The organism is Atribacteraceae bacterium (assembly GCA_035477455.1).
GTDB lineage: Bacteria > Atribacterota > Atribacteria > Atribacterales > Atribacteraceae > DATIKP01.
On the sequence record DATIKP010000103.1, the window covers coordinates 1 to 17,028 of the forward strand.

A 17,028-nucleotide genomic window follows, 5' to 3' on the forward strand; every position below is an offset into this window, starting at 1 on the left:
AGGCCAAGGATGGCCTTTTCAGCATCACTGCAACCAGACGTGGTCATTGATGCGTACGAGAAAATGCCAGATGAGGCGGGACTGATGGCAACGGGGCCTTGCTGAAATGAGTTTTTGCAGCAAAATCAAGTAATAACTGTGAAAGATGAAGATCCTGGCCTGTCGGAAGACGTTCTGTGGTGAAGACCCCATGGTGGTAATGGACTTGACAGAATAAAATATGCTTGTTACCATGTTTATGCATACGTATTCATCCCCGAGTCCTGGCTTAAGAAAACGCGATTATCAGGCGGGAAGAAGGAGGTTGACGCATGACACAGGCAAAGATATCGATTGGGAGTTGGGCGTACGCCATAGGACCTTATTCGGCTAATCCGGTTCCCATGGACGAAGTGATCGTGAAACTTGCCCAACTTGGTTATGATGGCATTGAGCTGGGAGGATTCAAGCCCCATGCCCACCCGGACCTGTATCCGACCAAAGAGTCGCGTAAGGAGTTTGTCGGTCTTCTGGAAAAATATCGTCTCGGCGTCAGTGCGTATGTTCCTGATCTTTGGTCTTTTCCTTTCGCGAGCGGTGATCCGGAGGCTATACGTAAACATGAAGCCATGTTTGACCAGTCTCTTGAATTCTGTGTTGACTGTGGCTTTCAAAAGCTCCGGTTAGACAACGTGAGTGGCACGCCCTTTCCCGCAGGCTGGGATTACGGAGAAACCTGGGACCGGGTGACCGAGGTTTTCCGAAGGTATGCGGACAAGGCCCGGGATGTAGGGAAAGAGATCGTCTGGGAGTTCGAACCGGGGTTTATCTTTAATAAACCCAGTGAAATCAAGAAGTTTTTTCATGACGTGGGAAAGGAAAATTTTTCGATTCTTTTCGACACCAGCCATGCCCAGATGTGTGCGGTGGTGGGGGCGAAACAGACTGAACCTAAGGAAACTCTCCCCGGAGGGGTCATGGAGTTCATCACCATGCTCAAAGGGTGTATCGGTCACGTACATCTCATTGATTCGGATAACACGCTGCACGATGAGGAAACCAGTACCCATGCCCCCTTTGGAACCGGATACGTCGATTTCACACAAGTCATTCCTGCCCTGATGAAGAACGGATATCCCTCGCCCTGGTGGTGCATCGATTTGTGTTTTTGGCCGAACGCCTGGGAAATCACGGCGGATTCAATCGTGTACCTGAGAGGTCTTTTTTCCCGGTTGGATGATCCTGGAGGTGACGAATGAACGGCTTGACCATGAAAACCTGGGTGTTTTATGAACCGGAAAGCATGAAACTCGAGGAAAGGCCTATTCCCGTACCCCGGGAGGACGAGGTCCTGATCCGGGTCAAAGCTTGTGGGATTTGCGGATCCGACCTCGCATATTACTGGGGTGACTCATCCCTGGAGACTTCCGATGGAAAGGGACCGCTGGTGCTCGGGCATGAGTTTGCCGGAGAAGTGGTGGAAGTGGGCACTATCCCTTCGTCCAAAAAACTTTTCCGACCGGGAGACCGGGTGACGGTCAACCCGGTGCAGTATTGCAACACCTGTGAAATCTGCCATCGAGGCCTGGTCAACTTGTGTGAAAACAAAGGTGTCCTCGGTGTATCTCAAGACGGTGGCTTTGCTGAATACGTCATTTCCCACTACCAGCATCTCTATATTCTCCCCGATAGTGTTTCCTTTCAAGCCGGTGCCTTCGTAGAGCCGCTGGCTAATGCCGTCTATGCCCTGCAAAAACTTTCGGTGGACCCGGGAAATTCCGTCGTGGTCTTTGGTCCCGGTTCGATTGGGCTTTCTCTGGTCTCTTTAATCAAACATAGCGGTGCTGGGAAGGTCGTTCTGACCGGTACCCGCGATTACCGGCTTGAAATGGGAAAGAGAATGGAGGCGGATGTAGTATTAAACCTGGCGGATTCCGCTTCTCCTTATTATACGGGCAATTTAAGGGACCGAATAGCCGGTTTAACCGGAGGACGAATGGCTGACCGGGCGATCGTGGCGACCGGGTCGAAAGAGGCGATGCAGTCGGCGCTGGCCGTCACCGGTCGGCGGTCCCGTATCGTCTATTTTGGGCTCCCCGGAGACCGGGACCGGGTAGAAGTCCCCGCCCTTGAATCGATTCTCTGGGACAAGACCATCGTCTTCTCTTGGCTGGCGCCTTTTACTTGGGGCGAGGCGATCGGGGCGATTTCCGGCGGTTTGATCGATCCGGAACCGTTGATCACTCATCGGGTTTCGTTGGAGGGCTTGCTGGAAGGGCTGACCATCGCCCGAGAAAAAAAGGGAAATCCGATCAAGGTCATGGTTTGCTGAAAAAGGGAGACGTTTCTCATCAATCAGTATAACCGGGAACGACCGACCATGTGGGACGTGGCCAAATACGCCGGGGTCGCTCAATCAACCGTCTCCCGTTTCCTCAATGGGACGGCGACGGTTTCCCCTCAGATCGGTAAGCGTATCGCCGAAGCGATCCAGATATTGGATTATCGACCCAACCAGGTGGCGCGGAACCTGAAGAAAAGGGCAACCAATACGATTGCCTTGTTTGTTCCCGACATTACCAACCTCTTTTATGCGGAATTATCCAAGGGCGTTTCAGAAGAAGCGCGCAGGTGGGGGCTTGAGGTCATTCTTTACGATACCGGGTATCACCGGTCACGGGAAAAGGACTATTTGGAGCTGGCGCTTCGCCAGCAGATAGAAGGGATAGTCATTGCCTATAATTTATTGGATGAGCAGATTTGGCTCCGCTTGGGGAAAAGCAAGATACCGGCGGTGTTGATTGACGTGTATCCGCCTGACGACTCCTGGACGGCCCTGGTGGTGGACAACGAACAAGGAATTCGTCTGGCGATCGATTGCCTGAGATCTTTGGGACATCGGCAGGTAGCCTATCTGAGCGAGCCGCCTTACGTGCTTCCCCTGATCCTCAGGCAACGGGAGTATATGCGGTATATGCGGGAACAAGAACTCCTGGTGAAGGAAAAGTGGATGTTGACCGAAAAAAAACAGCTCAACCGAGTGAAAATCGGTTTCAATCTGGGACGAAAGCTGATTGAGAACGACCCTATTCCCACTGCGGTCATGACCAGTTCCGACCTGGTAGCGGTTGGTGCCTTGTATGCTTTTCTTTCAGCGGGCCTCCGGGTTCCCGAGGAGATCTCGTTGATCGGTTTTGACGATATCATCCTCTCGTCCTATCTTTTTCCGTCGCTGACCACCGTTCGCCAACCGAAGTACGAAATGGGTCTAAGGGGAGTCAGGCTTTTAATGAACTTGATCAGTAAGCCCGGTCGGTCCGCGGCGTGTTTCGAGATCATTGAACCAACCTTGGTCGCGCGGAACTCGACCGGTCCAGCACGGCCGGTCGAAGATGGCCGGTAAATGAACTTAGCTACGTCGATGAAAGGGGAAAGGAGGTGCGGGAGTAAAGGAAGGCCGTTTTGAGAGCGTTTCTTGTTAAAAGCAGTAAAAAACCTTGAATGAGGGGGGATTATTCGATGAAACGTCTCATAATTTGTGTCATGCTAATTATTCTGGCTTTTGCTATGTTCAATGCTACTGCCATAGCCCAGGAAGAGGTAACATTGACCATTCAGTGGGCCGCCGGGGCTCCCATGGATACTCTGATGATCCTGGCAGAGGATTTTACCGCTCAGACCGGAATCAAAGTGGTAGGTGATGCGGTTCCTTGGGCTTTGTACCATGACAAGATGTTTACCGACCTCGCCTCCGGTCGTCCGGGCTTTGATATAGTCTTACCCGATTCCCAGTGGTTGGGGGCGGCAGTAGAAGGTGGACACTTGGTTGACCTCACCGACTGGGTCAATGAAAACGTAGACAAAAATTTAATATTTGAAGAAATGCTTAGAGCTTATTCTGAATACCCTGATGGAAGTGGTAGATATTATGGAATACCGGGTTCTGCCAATGCTTTGGGAATAAGTTATCGGAAAGATCTTTTCGAGGACCCCGCCGAGCAAGCAGCTTTTAAGGAAAAATACGGCTATCCGCTGGATGTTCCCCAAACCTGGAGTCAACTGCGGGATATTGCCGAATTTTTCTACCGTCCTGAGCAGAATCTCTATGGAATCGCTTTATGGCAACGCCCGACAGCTACTGCCGGAGTTGTCGACCAATTCCTGTCCCTCTTTTGGGCCTTTGGGGCGGAGCTTTGGAATCCGGAGACTCGTCGGGTAAAAGGCTATCTCAATAGCGAAGAAGGGAAAGCGGCTGCTCGGTTGTGGGTTGAGTTGTTTCAGTTCCATCCGCCCGGAGCAGCCGGCTACAGTGTGGATGACACCAATGTAGCCATGCGGAAGGGCATGGTGGCCATGATGGGGACCTACTTTAGCTTTTACCCAGGGATTCATAATCCCGATTTGTCACTTTACTGGGATCGGATTGGCTGGTTTCCCACTCCGGGCGAAAAAAGGAGGGTGAGCCAGTTGGGTGGGCAAGGTATGTCTATATCCGCCTATACTCCCCATAAAGAAGAAGCCCTGAAATTCCTGGAATGGTGGTTGCGCGAGGAAACCCAGTGGAAATGGGTGCGGGCGGGATTTTTTTCTCCTCGTGTCGACATCATCGAGGATGATCGTTTTCTGGAATATGCTCCCCCCAATGAAGCTGTTCGGGCTTCCTTCCCCGTGCTCAAAGACTTTTGGGAAATCCCCCTCTATCACGAGATGGGGACGGTAATGGCCGAAATACTTAACAAGGCTGTCTTGGGTCAACTTACACCGGAAGAAGCCATGGACCTGGTTGCCGAGAGACACGAGGAGATCTTGCAAAGAGAGGGATATTACAACTAAGGACAATTTCTTTCTCCCCGGGCGAAAGCCCGGGGAGAAAGAAATTGTGGAGGGAGGGCTGTATCCTTGTCTAGTTTGAAAACGAGTTGGGCCAATCGGGTTTCTGATCGGTCTCTACTGTATATTTTTCTGTTACCTACCTTCGGTTTTTTGCTTTTTCTGGTGGTTTTTCCCCTTGCATGGTCCTTGTATCTTAGTTTTACCACCTATTCAGCCAATATAGATCAACCACCGATCTTCGTCGGTTTAAGTAACTATACGGCCATATTCCGGGACCCAGAGATTTGGTATCGTTTTGTGGTGACCGGACAATTTGTGGTTTTGACGGTAATAATTCAGTTTTTCCTAGGATTTCTGATAGCCATGTTGTTGAACCGGAAATTTTATGGCCGGGGTCTTTTGACCACCCTGTTCATCCTGCCCATGATGTTCTCCCCAGTAGTGATCGGAAAGTTTTTCCGGTTCATGATGGATACCAACTGGGGGGTCATCAACTATCTGCTGGTGGGTGTGGGGTTTCCTCGAATCGCCTGGACCGCCAGTTTTGAATACGCTCTTTATTCTTTGGTGATAGCCGATGTCTGGGTTTGGACCCCTTTCATGGTTCTTCTGAGTCTGGCCGGTCTGTCTAGCGTCCCCAGATATCTCTACGAAGCGGCTGATGTCGACCGGGCCTCGGGATGGTTCAAGTTTCGCTATATCACTTTGCCCTACCTGGCTCCCATTCTTACTCTGGCTGTCTTGTTCCGTACCATGGACGCTTTTCGTTTCTTTGACCTGGTCTATGTTATGACTGGAGGAGGCCCTGGATTTTCAACCCAGACCATTCCTTACTACATTTACATGCTAGCCTTTTCCTTCTGGCGGACCGGGAAGTCAAGTGCACTGGCCTATATCCTCCTCATCATCATCATAGCTTTGAGTAACATCTATATCAATTATCTCAACCGGGTTAGAAGGGCGTAGAGGAGGTAAACATGAACGAATTTCAGCGAAGAAGAACCAAGGACCGGATTATCGTTCTTATGCTCCTGGTGATGCTTTTGGTTTATCTGTTTCCCATTTATTGGATGTTTTCCACCGCCACCAAGACCTTAGCAGAAGCTTTTGCTCTTCCTCCCCGGTGGATTTGGGTACCGAAATTAGAACACTTTGAAAATATCTTTTACGAGGGAGCCGGAGGAGAACTGGGTCGGGTAATGAGGTTAGAAACCGAACGAAGGCCGTCTCCCTTTCTTCGTCAGTTTTCCAACAGTATCATTGTATCATTTGTGAGCACAGGGTTGGCCACTTTTCTGGGGGCGCTTTCCGGGTACGTATTTTCCCGAATGTCGGTAAAGGGGAAAAATGACCTTTTGTTCGTAATCCTTTCCAGCCGTATGCTTCCCCCGGTGGCGATTGCCATACCCTTGGCCCTCATGTACCGAGCCTTGGGGCTTTTTGACACCCGGTTTGGGCTGGTCATTATGTACACGGTGTTCAACCTGGCTTTTGCCGTATGGATGCTGCGTAGTTTCGTCGATGACATCCCCCGGGAGTACGAGGAGGCAGCCCAGGTGGATGGGTATTCCCGCTTCCAGACCTTTTTTAAATTTATCCTGCCGGAGATGAGAGTGGGCATGGTGGCTACCGCCATTTTCAGCCTGATTATGACCTGGAACGAATTTACTTTTTCTTTGCTTTTAACCAGCGATCGGGCCCGCACCGCCATACCTGCCATTGCCCATTCTTTAGGGACGGCGGGGGTGAACTGGGGGCATATCGCAGCCGGTTCTCTTCTAATGGTGGGGCCGGTGGTGGTGTTTACCTTTCTCCTGGGAGATAATCTCATCCGCGGCTTTACTTTTGGAGCCATAAAGGAGTAAATATGATGAAACCCTTGGCTCGTTGGAAAACGTTTTTTGAGCCGATTTCGATCGGAATGATCATTTTTGGAATTTTCAGCCTCTGCCAGCCTTTTACCTTCTTCCTATACCATAACTCCTTTGCTTTTCTGGGGATCGGGGCGGCCTTGTATACCTTTTTTTCCCATATTCCCTCGCTGCAGGATCTGATAGACTGGGAAAACATCCAGAAAAATGAGGAGGCTTGAAGTGGCATTAATCCGAATAGAAAATTTAGTAAAGCGCTTTGGGAAAGTGGAGGCGGTCAAGGGAATTACCCTTGAAGTGAAAGAAGGAGAATTTACAGTCCTTTTGGGACCTTCCGGCTGTGGTAAAACTACCACTCTGCGGTGTGTCGCAGGGTTGGAAGCACCTGATCAGGGGAGAATTTTTTTTGATCGGGATGAGGTTACCCACTTAAGCCCCGCCGCCCGCAACATTGCTTTTGTGTTTCAACTCTATGCTCTTTATCCCCATCTTTCGGTGTACGATAACATTGCTTTTCCCCTTCGGGCAGACAGAGCCCCCCGGGAGGAAATCAGGAGTAGGGTGAAAGAGGTTCTCCAACTGTTACAGATCGAGGAGGTGGCCTCGATGAAACCCCGCCGGCTGACTGGTGGACAGAAACAGCGGGTGGCACTGGGACGGGCTATTATTCGCCGTCCCCGGGTTTTTTTGCTGGATGAACCACTCTCCAATGTCGATGCGAAATTGCGGGAAAAGACTCGGGGTGAATTGAAAAAGTTGCAGAAATCCATCGGGTCGACTACGCTTTATGTTACCCATGACCAGGTAGAGGCCATGACCATGGCCGACAAGATTGTGGTCATGAATTTCGGTGATATCCAACAGATTGGAGACCCCCATGCGGTGTACCATTTTCCGGCGAATCTTTTTGTGGCTCATTTTATCGGGAGCCCGGGTATGAATTTTTTTCCTGGAGAAATGGTTCGGGTAGGGAATATGGGTATTGCGATCGATGGGGATTTTACCGTTCCCCTCCCGGCGGAGCAAACGCAAGCCATAGAAAAGCGGAAGTACGTGAAGGATGTCGTCCTGGGAGTCCGTCCGGAAAACATCATCATTACGGATGAGAGCAGAGGTGTGGTCAGCGGGGAAACCTATGTTTTCGAACCGCAGGGCGCCCAGAACATCCTGACGGCGAAAGTCGGGACCCATATCATTAAAGTGGTGTTACCCAGTGATCAGGTCTTTCGGGTCGGTGACCGTGTATCCTTTCAATTCAAGGAAGTCCGGGTTTTTGACCGGGCCACCGAATCGTTGATAGCATAGGGGAAAAAGCATGGCGAACCTTTCGATTACGAGCCTGACCAAGCGTTTTGGCAAAACGACCGCGGTTTCCGATCTTACCCTGGAGGTGGCGGATGGCATGATCACGGTCCTTCTGGGACCGACCGGGGCGGGAAAGACCACGACCCTTCGCTGCGTTGCCGGACTGGAAAAAATTGATCGGGGGGAAATCCGGATCGGTGAAACAATAGTTAACCCTCTGCCTCCCCAGCAACGGAACGTCGCATTTGTATTCCAGAATTTCTCTCTCTATCCCCGGTATAGCGTGCATGAAAACATCGCTTCACCGCTTCGCATCCGAAACCTGTCTCCTGCCGAAGTGGATCGGCGGGTGAAGGACGCGGCCCGAATGCTCCATATCGATCACCTCCTTACCCGTAAGCCGATTTTCATCAGCGGAGGCGAAATGCAACGAGTAACTATCGCCCGGGCTCTCGTCCGGGACCCCGCGGTGTTTTTACTCGACGAACCGCTCACCAACCTGGACGCCAAGATCCGCGAAGAAATGCGGACCGAGTTGAAGCGGTTGCAATCAGAAACCGGGGCTACCTTTTTTTACGCAACGCCGGACCAGGCCGAGGCTTTGTCTATAGCTGACCGAATCGCCGTTTTACACCATGGGAAAACTGTGCAGACCGGATCGCCGAGCGAGATTTACCAGCGACCCCGCAACCTTTTTGTCGCCGACCTTGTCGGCAGTCCGGGGATGAACTTTATTCCAACCGAATGGGTGGAGGAAAAGATATTTGATCTGGGCCCGGGCCTGTTCCAGCTCAAAATTGGAAAGCCATCCGCCTTACGAGCGCCATCCCGGATCCGGGAACGGATAATACTGGGTGTTCGTCCCGAAGATTGTTACCTGGCAAGGGAAACGGGTAATGGCCTGTTCCCGGCCCGGGTCGAACTGGTCGAACCCCTGGGGATATGGCAGATTGTCCGGTTGAAACTGGGAAACCATGTGATCCGGGTCCGTTGTGAAGAAAAGATTCACTATAATCCGGATGATACGGTTTTTTGCGGTTTTAAAGAGGGGAAAATTCATCTGTTTGACGCCGAAATCGAGGAACGTATCGATTGAAGGAGGGCTGAGTCATGTCCTACGGAGTCAACCTGTTTCTCTGGACTGCCGCGTACACGGATCAAAAACGGGACCTGATCCCGAAGGTGAAATCCATGGGATTTGACCTGGTGGAAATTCCGCTTGATCTCCTCGCTCAGATCGATGTCCCGGAAACTGGAAAATTACTCAAAGAAGTCTCGCTGGAAGTCGCCGGCTGCGCCGTGGTGGGGCCGAGGAGGGATCTGATTTCTGACGATGGAGCGTTGCGCAAAGCAGCGCTCGAATATTTTATCGATTGCGTCACCATACTTGGATCCTGGGAGGGAACGGTGTTGTGCGGTCCCTGTTATTCGGCGGTGGGGAAACTGACCGGGGAATCCCGTACACCGGAAGAATGGAAACGGGCGGTGGCAGGCTTACGGGAAATCGGGAAAGCCGCCTGCGATTGTGGTGTGAAAATAGCGGTGGAACCTCTGAACCGCTTTGAGACCTACTTTTTGAATACCGCAAAAGACGCGCTGGAATTGGTCGAAGAGGTAGATAGCCCCGCGGTGGGCATTCATCTTGACACCTTTCATATGAATATCGAGGAAAAATCGTTGTCCCAGGCGATCAAAACCGCCGGAGAGAAGCTGTTTCACGTCCACACCTGCGAGAACGATCGGGGAACTCCCGGTGAGGGAAATATCGACTGGGACGGAGTGTTCGAGGCGTTGAAAGATATCGGCTACAGCGGTTCCCTGGTTATCGAGTCTTTCGTCCCCGGGGTAAAGGAAATCGCCCGGGCGGCGTCCATCTGGCGGCCGATGGCTCCCGACAGCGATTATATCGCCCGGGAAGGGTTGGCCTTTCTCAAGACCCGTTGGCCGTGATTGGTAAACTACCGGCCAGTTCCTATTTTCCGAAACATGATGGACCGGAATGCGGTACTCGGCAAGCGGACCGGGATTGGTAGAGACCGGGGGAAGAAAAGACAGATTTGGACCCTATGAGATATCTCGGTTATAGACTTGATCTTGCCGAGTTTTATCGGTATACTCGAGTTGTATTGACCAGTAGACCTCTTTCCCGTCAGTTCTCGGTAAACCATCATGACTGGACAAAGCGTTGCTCTTGTGTTGAGGAGGTTATACTCTGTGTGGCAGTGGACGAGAGGTCAAGGAATGGGGCGTTTTTAGGGAACTTTACACACTTCCGGTAAATATATGCTAATATGTTATTTTTAAGCGGTGGTAGATCCTAATATTTTGGGGAGGGTATATGGCTTCTGTTCAGAAAAATGGTGCGACGATACGCGCGAAAAACGGCACCGCGCAACTTTACCGGTTAGTACGGCCCAACCTTGGTTTATTCATCGCTCTGCTTCTTTTGATTATAATAGGAGTCATTCTATCGCCGGCTTTTTACAATCCTCGGAATATCTTTAACGTTTTGAGACAGGTCACCGCGCTGGGAGTCATCAGTGTGGGTATGACCTTTGTCATCATTTCCGGAAACGGAGGAGTTGATCTTTCGGCCGGAGCGACCCTTTCACTGGCCAGTTGCCTGGCCGCCGGATTGATGAACGGTCAGCGGGAGTTGATCGTGCCGGTCGTCCTCCTGGTGCTGGGTGTGGGGATGGGTATTGGATTGGCCAATGGCCTTCTGATCACCAAGTTCCGAACCGATCCCTTCATTACCACGTTAGGCATGATGACTACCATTCTGGGACTGGCGTTCTTTTATACCCGGGGAGCTCCCTTCGGACTGGTCGCCCGGGAGTTTCGAGTCCTTTCGGAAGGCTTTGTGGGCCCCCTTCCCGTTCCTGTGATTCTCTTCGTTTTGGTTTTTGCCGTTTGTGGATTTATCCTGCGCAAGACGACTTTCGGAAGACACCTGTACGCTATCGGCGGAAACCAGGAAGCGGCCCGGCTGTCAGGGATCCGAGTCAACGCCTATAAAACCACAGTATATGTGATCGCCGGGCTGACCGCGGCATTTGCCGGGTTGATGCAGGTTTCACGCACTACAGTTGGAGACCCCCGGCTGGGGGTAGGCGTGGAATTGGACGCCATCGCCGCGGTCATTATCGGTGGAACCAGCTTCGCCGGCGGTGTGGGCGGCGCCAGCGGAACGATCGCCGGAGTACTGATCATCGCTATTATTGGTAATTTGATGAACCTTTTGGACGTCTCCGCTTTTTTGCAGGACATGGTCCAGGGACTGATCATCCTGGGAGCGGTGATCATGCAGAGGAAAAAGACCGTTTAATCTATCAGGGAAAGGATGCTACTTAATCACAAAGGAGGTGAGGCATCTTTTTTGATTGGTTGGCTGATACTGGAGTGTAAGTGTTATAGTGTAGGGAAACAGGATTTGGCATTTCAGAGTAGCATAATCAAAAATAATGGGAGGAACGCATACATGAAACGTGTATCTTTATGGGCGGTTTTGATTGCGGTATTGGTGGTCGGATTGGCCGCTGGGGCGGCGGGAGCGGAAGAATTCGTCATCGGATTCAGTAATGCTTCCAGGGGTAATGCTTGGGCGGCGCAATATGCCCAGAGAGTATATGACTTGCTGGATGCGCTGCCAAACGTGACCCATATGTATGCCGACGGAGAAGACGACGGCGTTAAGCAGTTGTCCGACGTCGAGGATATGCTCGCCAGAGGTATGGATCTTCTGATCATTCGCCCTTCGACTCCGGAAATTCTTGCCGTTGTGGTTGAGCAGGTGTATGATCTGGGGATTCCGGTCGTCGTTTCCGGCCGGAATGTGGCCACAGATAAATTCACCTCTTTTGTTTGGGTGGATGATGTGGATTTGGGCCGGCGGACCGCCCAGGCAGCGGTTGATATGCTTGTAGAAAAGTACGGCGAACCGCGCGGTAAAGTGGCTATTATACAAGGACTTATGGCTGCCGGATCCGCCCGTGCCCGGGACCAGGGGACCATGGAAATTCTGGACCAGTATCCGGGGATCGAAATCGTCGCCCGCCAACCGGGAGAGTACCGCAGGGCTGATGCCCGAACCGTGATGGAAAACATCCTGATGGCCCAACCGGAAATCGATGTATTGATCACCCATGCCGGTGAAATGGCTGTCGGTGCGATCGAAGCGATGAAAGCGGCCGGGCGCCGGGGAGAATTTCCGGTTACTTCCGTTGACGGAAACAACGGTTTTTTGAAGGCGATCGCAGCAGGGGACGGTCACTTTACCGCTCTTTATCCGTTGGCCCTGGGGGATCTTACTGTCGATGTCGCCATGAGAATACTGGCGGGTGAAGAAGTAGAAAAAATCATCGCCATGGATGTTCCAAATGTAACTCCGGAAAATATTCACGAGTTCGTAAGGTTAGATCAACCTGATACCTATTTCACCTATTGATTCGGATCCGTTTGCTTTTTAGCTTAGACCTATAAACCGGTTTGACACCGTTTATCGACTCTCTCCTCCTTCCGGTTTTTTCGGAGGGAGGAGAGAGTGTTGTAGAGAGGTTGGTTTGCTATGCTCTTTTTGATGAAGGGAATAAATAAGAAGTATCCCGGGGTCCAGGCGTTGAAAAACGTTGATTTCTCTTTGGATTCCGGGGAAATACATGCTCTGATCGGTGAAAACGGCGCTGGGAAATCGACCCTCATGAAGATCCTGAGCGGAGCGGAAAACTGTGACTCCGGGGAGATAATCCTGAAGGGGCGCAGGCTCGAGCACCTGGATCCATTGACTGCCCGGAAAGCCGGGATCGCCATTATCTACCAGGAGCGAAACCTGGTTCCACCCATGAACGCCATGGAAAATATCTTCCTGGGAAAAGAGATCGAGAGGTACCGCGGATTGATCGACGCACCCAGCATGTATGCCGAAACCGACAAGCTATTCCGGTCGCTCCACGTGAATATCGATTATGAGGTGCCGGTTGGTCAGTTATCGGTGGCTCAGCAGCAGATGGTGGAGATCGCCAAGGCTCTTTCGGAGAATGCCGAAGTTCTGGTCATGGACGAGCCAACCGCGGCGTTGACCGAAAAAGACGTCGAAAACCTGTTCGCGATTATGCGGCGCTTGCGGGAGCAGGGGGTAGGAATCGTCTACATATCCCATCAGTTGGGAGAAGTCCTTTCCATTTGCGACCGGTATACGGTTCTGCGGGATGGAGAGGTGGTAGGGAGTGGAAAAATTTCCAAAGTCGACGAAGCAGAACTGATCAGCAAAATGATCGGGCGTAAACTATCCGCCGACGAGTACACCGGCAAAGAGCGGACGTTCGGCGAAGAGGTATTGCGGGTGGAAGGATTGACCCGGGGTAAAGACCTGAAAGACGTCAGTTTCAGTGTGCGTGCCGGGGAAATACTTGGAATCGCCGGGCTGGTCGGCTCGGGTCGGACCGAAATGGTGCGGGCGATTTTTGGAGCGGATCCCCTGGAAAAAGGCCATATCTTCCTCAACGGTAAGCCGGTGACCATCAATTCTCCTTATCAAGCGGTCAGACTGGGAATCGGCTTTTGTACCGAGGACCGAAAAACCCAAGGCCTGGTGTTGAAGTTGCCCATCCGGGATAATGTGGGAGTTGCTTCGCTGGCTCAGTACAGTCACCTGGGGTTGATTGATGACCATAATCTGACCGAGCACGTTTCGGACCTGACCGGGCAGCTTAACTTGCAACCACCCGATATCTGGCGGATCGCGGCCAATCTCAGTGGCGGAAACCAGCAAAAGGTGGTTCTGGCAAAATGGCTGGCGACCAACTCCCGGATCCTGATTTTCGACGAACCGACCCGGGGTATCGACGTGGGAGCCAAGGTGGAAATCCACAATCTGATACGGGAATTGGCGGCTATGGGCAAGGCGATCATTATGATTTCATCCGAGCTTCCCGAGGTCCTCAGAATGAGCGACCGGATTTTAGTCATGTGCCGCGGCAAAATTCAGGGGGAAATTTCCAGGGATAAAGCCAATGCCGAGGAAATCTGGAAGTTGAGTCAAGGACTGCAGGCGGCTTGCGAGGCAGACACGTAGGTTATTTACGCAATATATCCGCACATCAGGATCATGAGTTTTTCCCTCAACCACCAAAGAAGCATATCTCAAGAGAAGTCCCCTCCCTCATAGCGGATCTTCTCGGTAGAGGGTAGCGAGCCAGACCCCCGGGTATCCTCTTGCCAGGGATCCGTTCCGAAAAAACGCCACCTGATCGGTGAGTGCTTTTGTCAGATTTAGCCGACATTTTGAGCCGACATTTTGAGCCGACATTTTGAGCCGGCTTAGACCAGGCTTCTTAGCGAAAGTTTCTTGTGCGGTATGGGTATGAGGTTTGTGCTACTATAGAGGACAGGCAAATATGAGCCTTCAAATCGGATCAGGAAAATCGGAAAAGGAGGCATAAGAAGCAATGAAAATCGGCATCGACAGCTATTGTTACCACCGCTACCTGGGAGAAATCTATCCGTTCCAGGAAACCACCTCTCGCCGGATGACATTTCCGGAAGTGATCAGACGGGCTAAAGAGCTGGGAGGGGATGGGGTCTCCCTGGAGACCTGTTTTCTCCCGGAGGATGAGGCGGGTCTTCAGGCGATCCGCCGATCTCTTGATGAAACCGGGCTTGAGGTGCTCCTGGCCTGGGGACATCCGGACGGTTTTGAGGGAGGTAGTCGCCCGGAAATGATGAAGGACCTGGAAAAACACTTAAGGCTCTGCGAAATCCTGGGGACCTCGGTCATGCGGGTGGTCGGTTCCAGCCTGGCCTTCCGGCACGAGCCCCATGGTCCGCAGATCGAAAGGCTGATCAGGCTTTTCCGGGAGATCACCCCCCAGGCCCAGGACCGGGGAATTACCCTGGGTATCGAAAACCATCTCGATTTTTCCTCCCGGGAGATTCTCGAGATCGTCGACGGGGTCGCTTCTCCCCACTTCGGCATCACCATGGATACGGGTAATGCCCTGCGGAACGGAGAAAACCCGGTGGATGTCGCCCGGGCCTTTGCCGGACGGATCGTCGCCACCCACATCAAGGATGTTTTGCCGTTGTATGGAGGGAATCCGGCCGACTGGTACTTCTTTGCCTGTGTGCCCATCGGCAGGGGCATTATCGATTTTCCCGCCCTGCTGAAAGCGCTCGAAGAGGGTGGCTACCATGACCTTCTGGCTGTGGAAATCGATTACCTCCATCCTGATTTCGGGGAAGAGGACGCCGCGGTTGAGGAGAGTATCAAGTATCTGAAAAAATACCGTGACGGTTCCGGAGGACGCTGATGCCGATTCCCGGATTTGAGGCGATCACCCCCCGGGACATTTCGGAACCCCGGCTGGGGGTGGGCATTCTGGGGTGTGGGTTCATGGGCAAAGTCCATGCCAACGGCTATCGCAAGATCCCCTACACGTATGCCGACCCTCCCTGTTTTCCGGAGTTGGTGGCCATGGCCGGCCGAAACGCCGAACGGGTGAGGGACACCGCCCGCCGCTTCGGGTTTCTGGGGTATTACACCGACTGGGAAAAACAAGTCTGCGATCCCCGTATTCAGGTATTCGACAATTGCGCTCCTGATGACCTCCATGCCGAACCCAGTATCGCCGCTATGCGGGAGGGAAAACATGTCCTGTGTGAGAAGCCCCTGGCCCTGACCGCCGCCGAAGCCTTCCGGATGTGGCGCCAGGCCGAGCGTTCCGGGGTCAAACACATGTGTTGCTATAACTACCGGTTTATTCCGGCGGTACGTCTGGCCCGTCAACTCCTGACAGAGGGTGTTCTGGGCAGGGTATACCAGTTCCGGGCCCGCTATCTGCAGGAATCGGGCCATCTGTCTGATGAGGTGATGGAACAGGTCTGGTACGCCTCGGGGACGGCATCGGGGGTGCTTTTGGGGATCGGCAGCCACATCGTGGACATGGCCCGCTATCTCGTCGGAGAGATCCGTTCGGTCAGCGGCCTGGTGAAAACTTTTCACGCAACTCGGTGCAACCGGCAGGGGAGCCGCCAGCCGGTGGAAACGGATGAAGGTAACCTGGCTCTGCTCGAATTCGAAAACGGAGCAGTAGGGAGTCTGGAGTCCTCCGGGGTTTCCACCGGGCGGAAAAACCAGTTGACCTGGGAGATCAACGGCTCATTGGGTAGTATGGTTTTTGATCTGGAGGACCTCAACCATCTCCAGGTGTACCTCCACGAACAAGTTCATCCGGAAACCCGGGGATTCTCCAATGTCTCGGTCACCAACCCCGGTCATCCCCTGCAGTCTCTCATCCTGCCGCCCGGTCACAACTCGGGCTGGGAGTACGGGCACGTCCACGCCCTGGCGCATTTTCTGAATTGTGTGGTCAACGATACACCGGTCAAGCCTCATGCCGCCGATTTCTATGACGGGTACCTGGTCCAGGTGATTATGGAAGCGATCAAAGCCTCGGCGGCGGAGGGTAAGAAGATTTTGATTTCAGAACACAGAAAGTCTGTTGAAGGCACCCGGTGAAGCGTTATTCAAGTCATCTCCCGCACTGACTCACACAGGGCCCGGAGGTTTTCCTCCGGAGTGGCGGCGGGGATCTCGCAGCCGGCGCTCAGGATAAAGGGCATTCCCGCCTGCTGGAAGCACTCGATGGATTTTCGGCGGACATCTTCCGGCGTACCCTGGAGGACCACTGAGACGGGATCGACGTTTCCGCACAGAATAATGGAATCTCCGCATAGACGGCGGGCCAGGGCGAGGTCCACCATCCAGTCCAGGTCGATGATGTCGGCCCCGGTACGGGCCATCAAGGGCAAGAGGGTAGTGGTATTGCCGCAGATGTGGAGCTTGACCCGGCAGCCCATGTCGTGGATGCCCTGGATCAGGTTTTGTTCGTAGGGGAGGATCAACTCTTCGTAGATCCTGGGAGAAATCATGGACACCGCGGCATCGCCCACCCCGATCAGGTCCGCGCCGGCGTCGACCTGCGCCCGGGCGAAGCGCAGCCCGGTCTGGACACATAAGTCCAGCAACGCCTGGACATTCTCC

The 17,028-nt window shown here is 52.8% G+C and carries 16 protein-coding genes; 15 read left to right on the forward strand and 1 reads right to left on the reverse strand.

Translation table 11 applies throughout. The annotated features are described in order from the left end of the window. The first annotated feature begins 311 nt into the window (after window positions 1–311). The 15 genes from VLH40_06330 to VLH40_06400 all read left to right on the forward strand — a co-directional run bounded on the left by VLH40_06330 (window position 312) and on the right by VLH40_06400 (window position 16,503). Window positions 312–1,238 (forward strand): sugar phosphate isomerase/epimerase family protein, encoded by a 927-nt coding sequence (locus VLH40_06330; protein ID HSV31622.1) that lies wholly within the window; start codon window positions 312–314, stop codon window positions 1,236–1,238. Then, entirely contained in the window at window positions 1,235–2,311 is a 1,077-nt protein-coding gene (locus VLH40_06335) for an alcohol dehydrogenase catalytic domain-containing protein (protein HSV31623.1), read from the forward strand. Before VLH40_06330 ends, VLH40_06335 begins: the two co-directional genes overlap by 4 nt. Before the next feature lie 48 nt (window positions 2,312–2,359). Further along, the gene (locus tag VLH40_06340; GenBank protein ID HSV31624.1) at window positions 2,360–3,382 is read left to right on the forward strand and encodes a LacI family DNA-binding transcriptional regulator; all 1,023 of its coding nucleotides are present in this window, start codon (window positions 2,360–2,362) and stop codon (window positions 3,380–3,382) included. A gap of 116 nt (window positions 3,383–3,498) precedes the next feature. Beyond that, complete coding sequence (locus VLH40_06345; protein ID HSV31625.1) at window positions 3,499–4,812, forward strand: sugar ABC transporter substrate-binding protein; 1,314 nt, start codon at window positions 3,499–3,501, stop codon at window positions 4,810–4,812. A gap of 66 nt (window positions 4,813–4,878) precedes the next feature. Further along, window positions 4,879–5,778 carry a sugar ABC transporter permease gene (locus VLH40_06350; GenBank protein HSV31626.1) on the forward strand — a complete coding sequence of 300 codons (900 nt, stop codon included), beginning with the start codon at window positions 4,879–4,881 and terminating at the stop codon, window positions 5,776–5,778. Window positions 5,779–5,789: 11 nt separating this feature from the next. Beyond that, a complete protein-coding gene (locus VLH40_06355; GenBank protein HSV31627.1) occupies window positions 5,790–6,677 on the forward strand; it encodes a carbohydrate ABC transporter permease in 888 nt (295 codons plus the stop codon). A gap of 2 nt (window positions 6,678–6,679) precedes the next feature. Next, the gene (locus tag VLH40_06360; GenBank protein ID HSV31628.1) at window positions 6,680–6,904 is read left to right on the forward strand and encodes a hypothetical protein; all 225 of its coding nucleotides are present in this window, start codon (window positions 6,680–6,682) and stop codon (window positions 6,902–6,904) included. 1 nt (window position 6,905) lies between these two features. After that, window positions 6,906–7,988, forward strand: coding sequence for an ABC transporter ATP-binding protein (locus VLH40_06365; GenBank protein HSV31629.1), 1,083 nt, complete (start codon window positions 6,906–6,908; stop codon window positions 7,986–7,988). 10 nt (window positions 7,989–7,998) lie between these two features. Next, a complete protein-coding gene (locus VLH40_06370; GenBank protein ID HSV31630.1) occupies window positions 7,999–9,084 on the forward strand; it encodes an ABC transporter ATP-binding protein in 1,086 nt (361 codons plus the stop codon). A gap of 14 nt (window positions 9,085–9,098) precedes the next feature. Further along, window positions 9,099–9,938: a sugar phosphate isomerase/epimerase gene (locus tag VLH40_06375; GenBank protein HSV31631.1), complete on the forward strand. Its 840-nt coding sequence runs from the start codon at window positions 9,099–9,101 to the stop codon at window positions 9,936–9,938. Between the two features lie 388 nt (window positions 9,939–10,326). Next, complete coding sequence (locus tag VLH40_06380) at window positions 10,327–11,316, forward strand: ABC transporter permease (protein HSV31632.1); 990 nt, start codon at window positions 10,327–10,329, stop codon at window positions 11,314–11,316. Window positions 11,317–11,469: 153 nt separating this feature from the next. Beyond that, window positions 11,470–12,435 (forward strand): substrate-binding domain-containing protein, encoded by a 966-nt coding sequence (locus tag VLH40_06385; GenBank protein ID HSV31633.1) that lies wholly within the window; start codon window positions 11,470–11,472, stop codon window positions 12,433–12,435. A 120-nt stretch (window positions 12,436–12,555) separates the two neighbouring features. Further along, the gene (locus VLH40_06390; GenBank protein ID HSV31634.1) at window positions 12,556–14,061 is read left to right on the forward strand and encodes a sugar ABC transporter ATP-binding protein; all 1,506 of its coding nucleotides are present in this window, start codon (window positions 12,556–12,558) and stop codon (window positions 14,059–14,061) included. A 373-nt stretch (window positions 14,062–14,434) separates the two neighbouring features. Then, window positions 14,435–15,295 carry a sugar phosphate isomerase/epimerase family protein gene (locus VLH40_06395; GenBank protein HSV31635.1) on the forward strand — a complete coding sequence of 287 codons (861 nt, stop codon included), beginning with the start codon at window positions 14,435–14,437 and terminating at the stop codon, window positions 15,293–15,295. Further along, window positions 15,295–16,503 (forward strand): Gfo/Idh/MocA family oxidoreductase, encoded by a 1,209-nt coding sequence (locus VLH40_06400; protein ID HSV31636.1) that lies wholly within the window; start codon window positions 15,295–15,297, stop codon window positions 16,501–16,503. The genes VLH40_06395 and VLH40_06400 overlap by 1 nt, the downstream gene beginning before the upstream one ends. An 8-nt stretch (window positions 16,504–16,511) precedes the next feature. On the opposite strand, the gene VLH40_06405 is transcribed toward VLH40_06400, so the two are convergent. After that, window positions 16,512–17,028, reverse strand: a 517-nt coding sequence (locus VLH40_06405; protein HSV31637.1) for a uroporphyrinogen decarboxylase family protein, incomplete at its 5' end; no start/stop codon positions are given.

Bases quoted from the DNA above. Each gene is read 5' to 3' on its own strand.
- VLH40_06400 (HSV31636.1), top strand. From the start codon at position 15,295: ATGCCGATTCCCGGATTTGAGGCGATCACCCCCCGGGACATTTCGGAA.
- VLH40_06385 (HSV31633.1), top strand. From the start codon at position 11,470: ATGAAACGTGTATCTTTATGGGCGGTTTTGATTGCGGTATTGGTGGTC.
- VLH40_06360 (HSV31628.1), top strand. From the start codon at position 6,680: ATGATGAAACCCTTGGCTCGTTGGAAAACGTTTTTTGAGCCGATTTCG.
- VLH40_06335 (HSV31623.1), top strand. From the start codon at position 1,235: ATGAACGGCTTGACCATGAAAACCTGGGTGTTTTATGAACCGGAAAGC.
- VLH40_06380 (HSV31632.1), top strand. From the start codon at position 10,327: ATGGCTTCTGTTCAGAAAAATGGTGCGACGATACGCGCGAAAAACGGC.
- VLH40_06330 (HSV31622.1), top strand. From the start codon at position 312: ATGACACAGGCAAAGATATCGATTGGGAGTTGGGCGTACGCCATAGGA.
- VLH40_06340 (HSV31624.1), top strand. From the start codon at position 2,360: ATGTGGGACGTGGCCAAATACGCCGGGGTCGCTCAATCAACCGTCTCC.
- VLH40_06345 (HSV31625.1), top strand. From the start codon at position 3,499: ATGAAACGTCTCATAATTTGTGTCATGCTAATTATTCTGGCTTTTGCT.
- VLH40_06355 (HSV31627.1), top strand. From the start codon at position 5,790: ATGAACGAATTTCAGCGAAGAAGAACCAAGGACCGGATTATCGTTCTT.
- VLH40_06370 (HSV31630.1), top strand. From the start codon at position 7,999: ATGGCGAACCTTTCGATTACGAGCCTGACCAAGCGTTTTGGCAAAACG.
- VLH40_06390 (HSV31634.1), top strand. From the start codon at position 12,556: ATGCTCTTTTTGATGAAGGGAATAAATAAGAAGTATCCCGGGGTCCAG.
- VLH40_06375 (HSV31631.1), top strand. From the start codon at position 9,099: ATGTCCTACGGAGTCAACCTGTTTCTCTGGACTGCCGCGTACACGGAT.
- VLH40_06395 (HSV31635.1), top strand. From the start codon at position 14,435: ATGAAAATCGGCATCGACAGCTATTGTTACCACCGCTACCTGGGAGAA.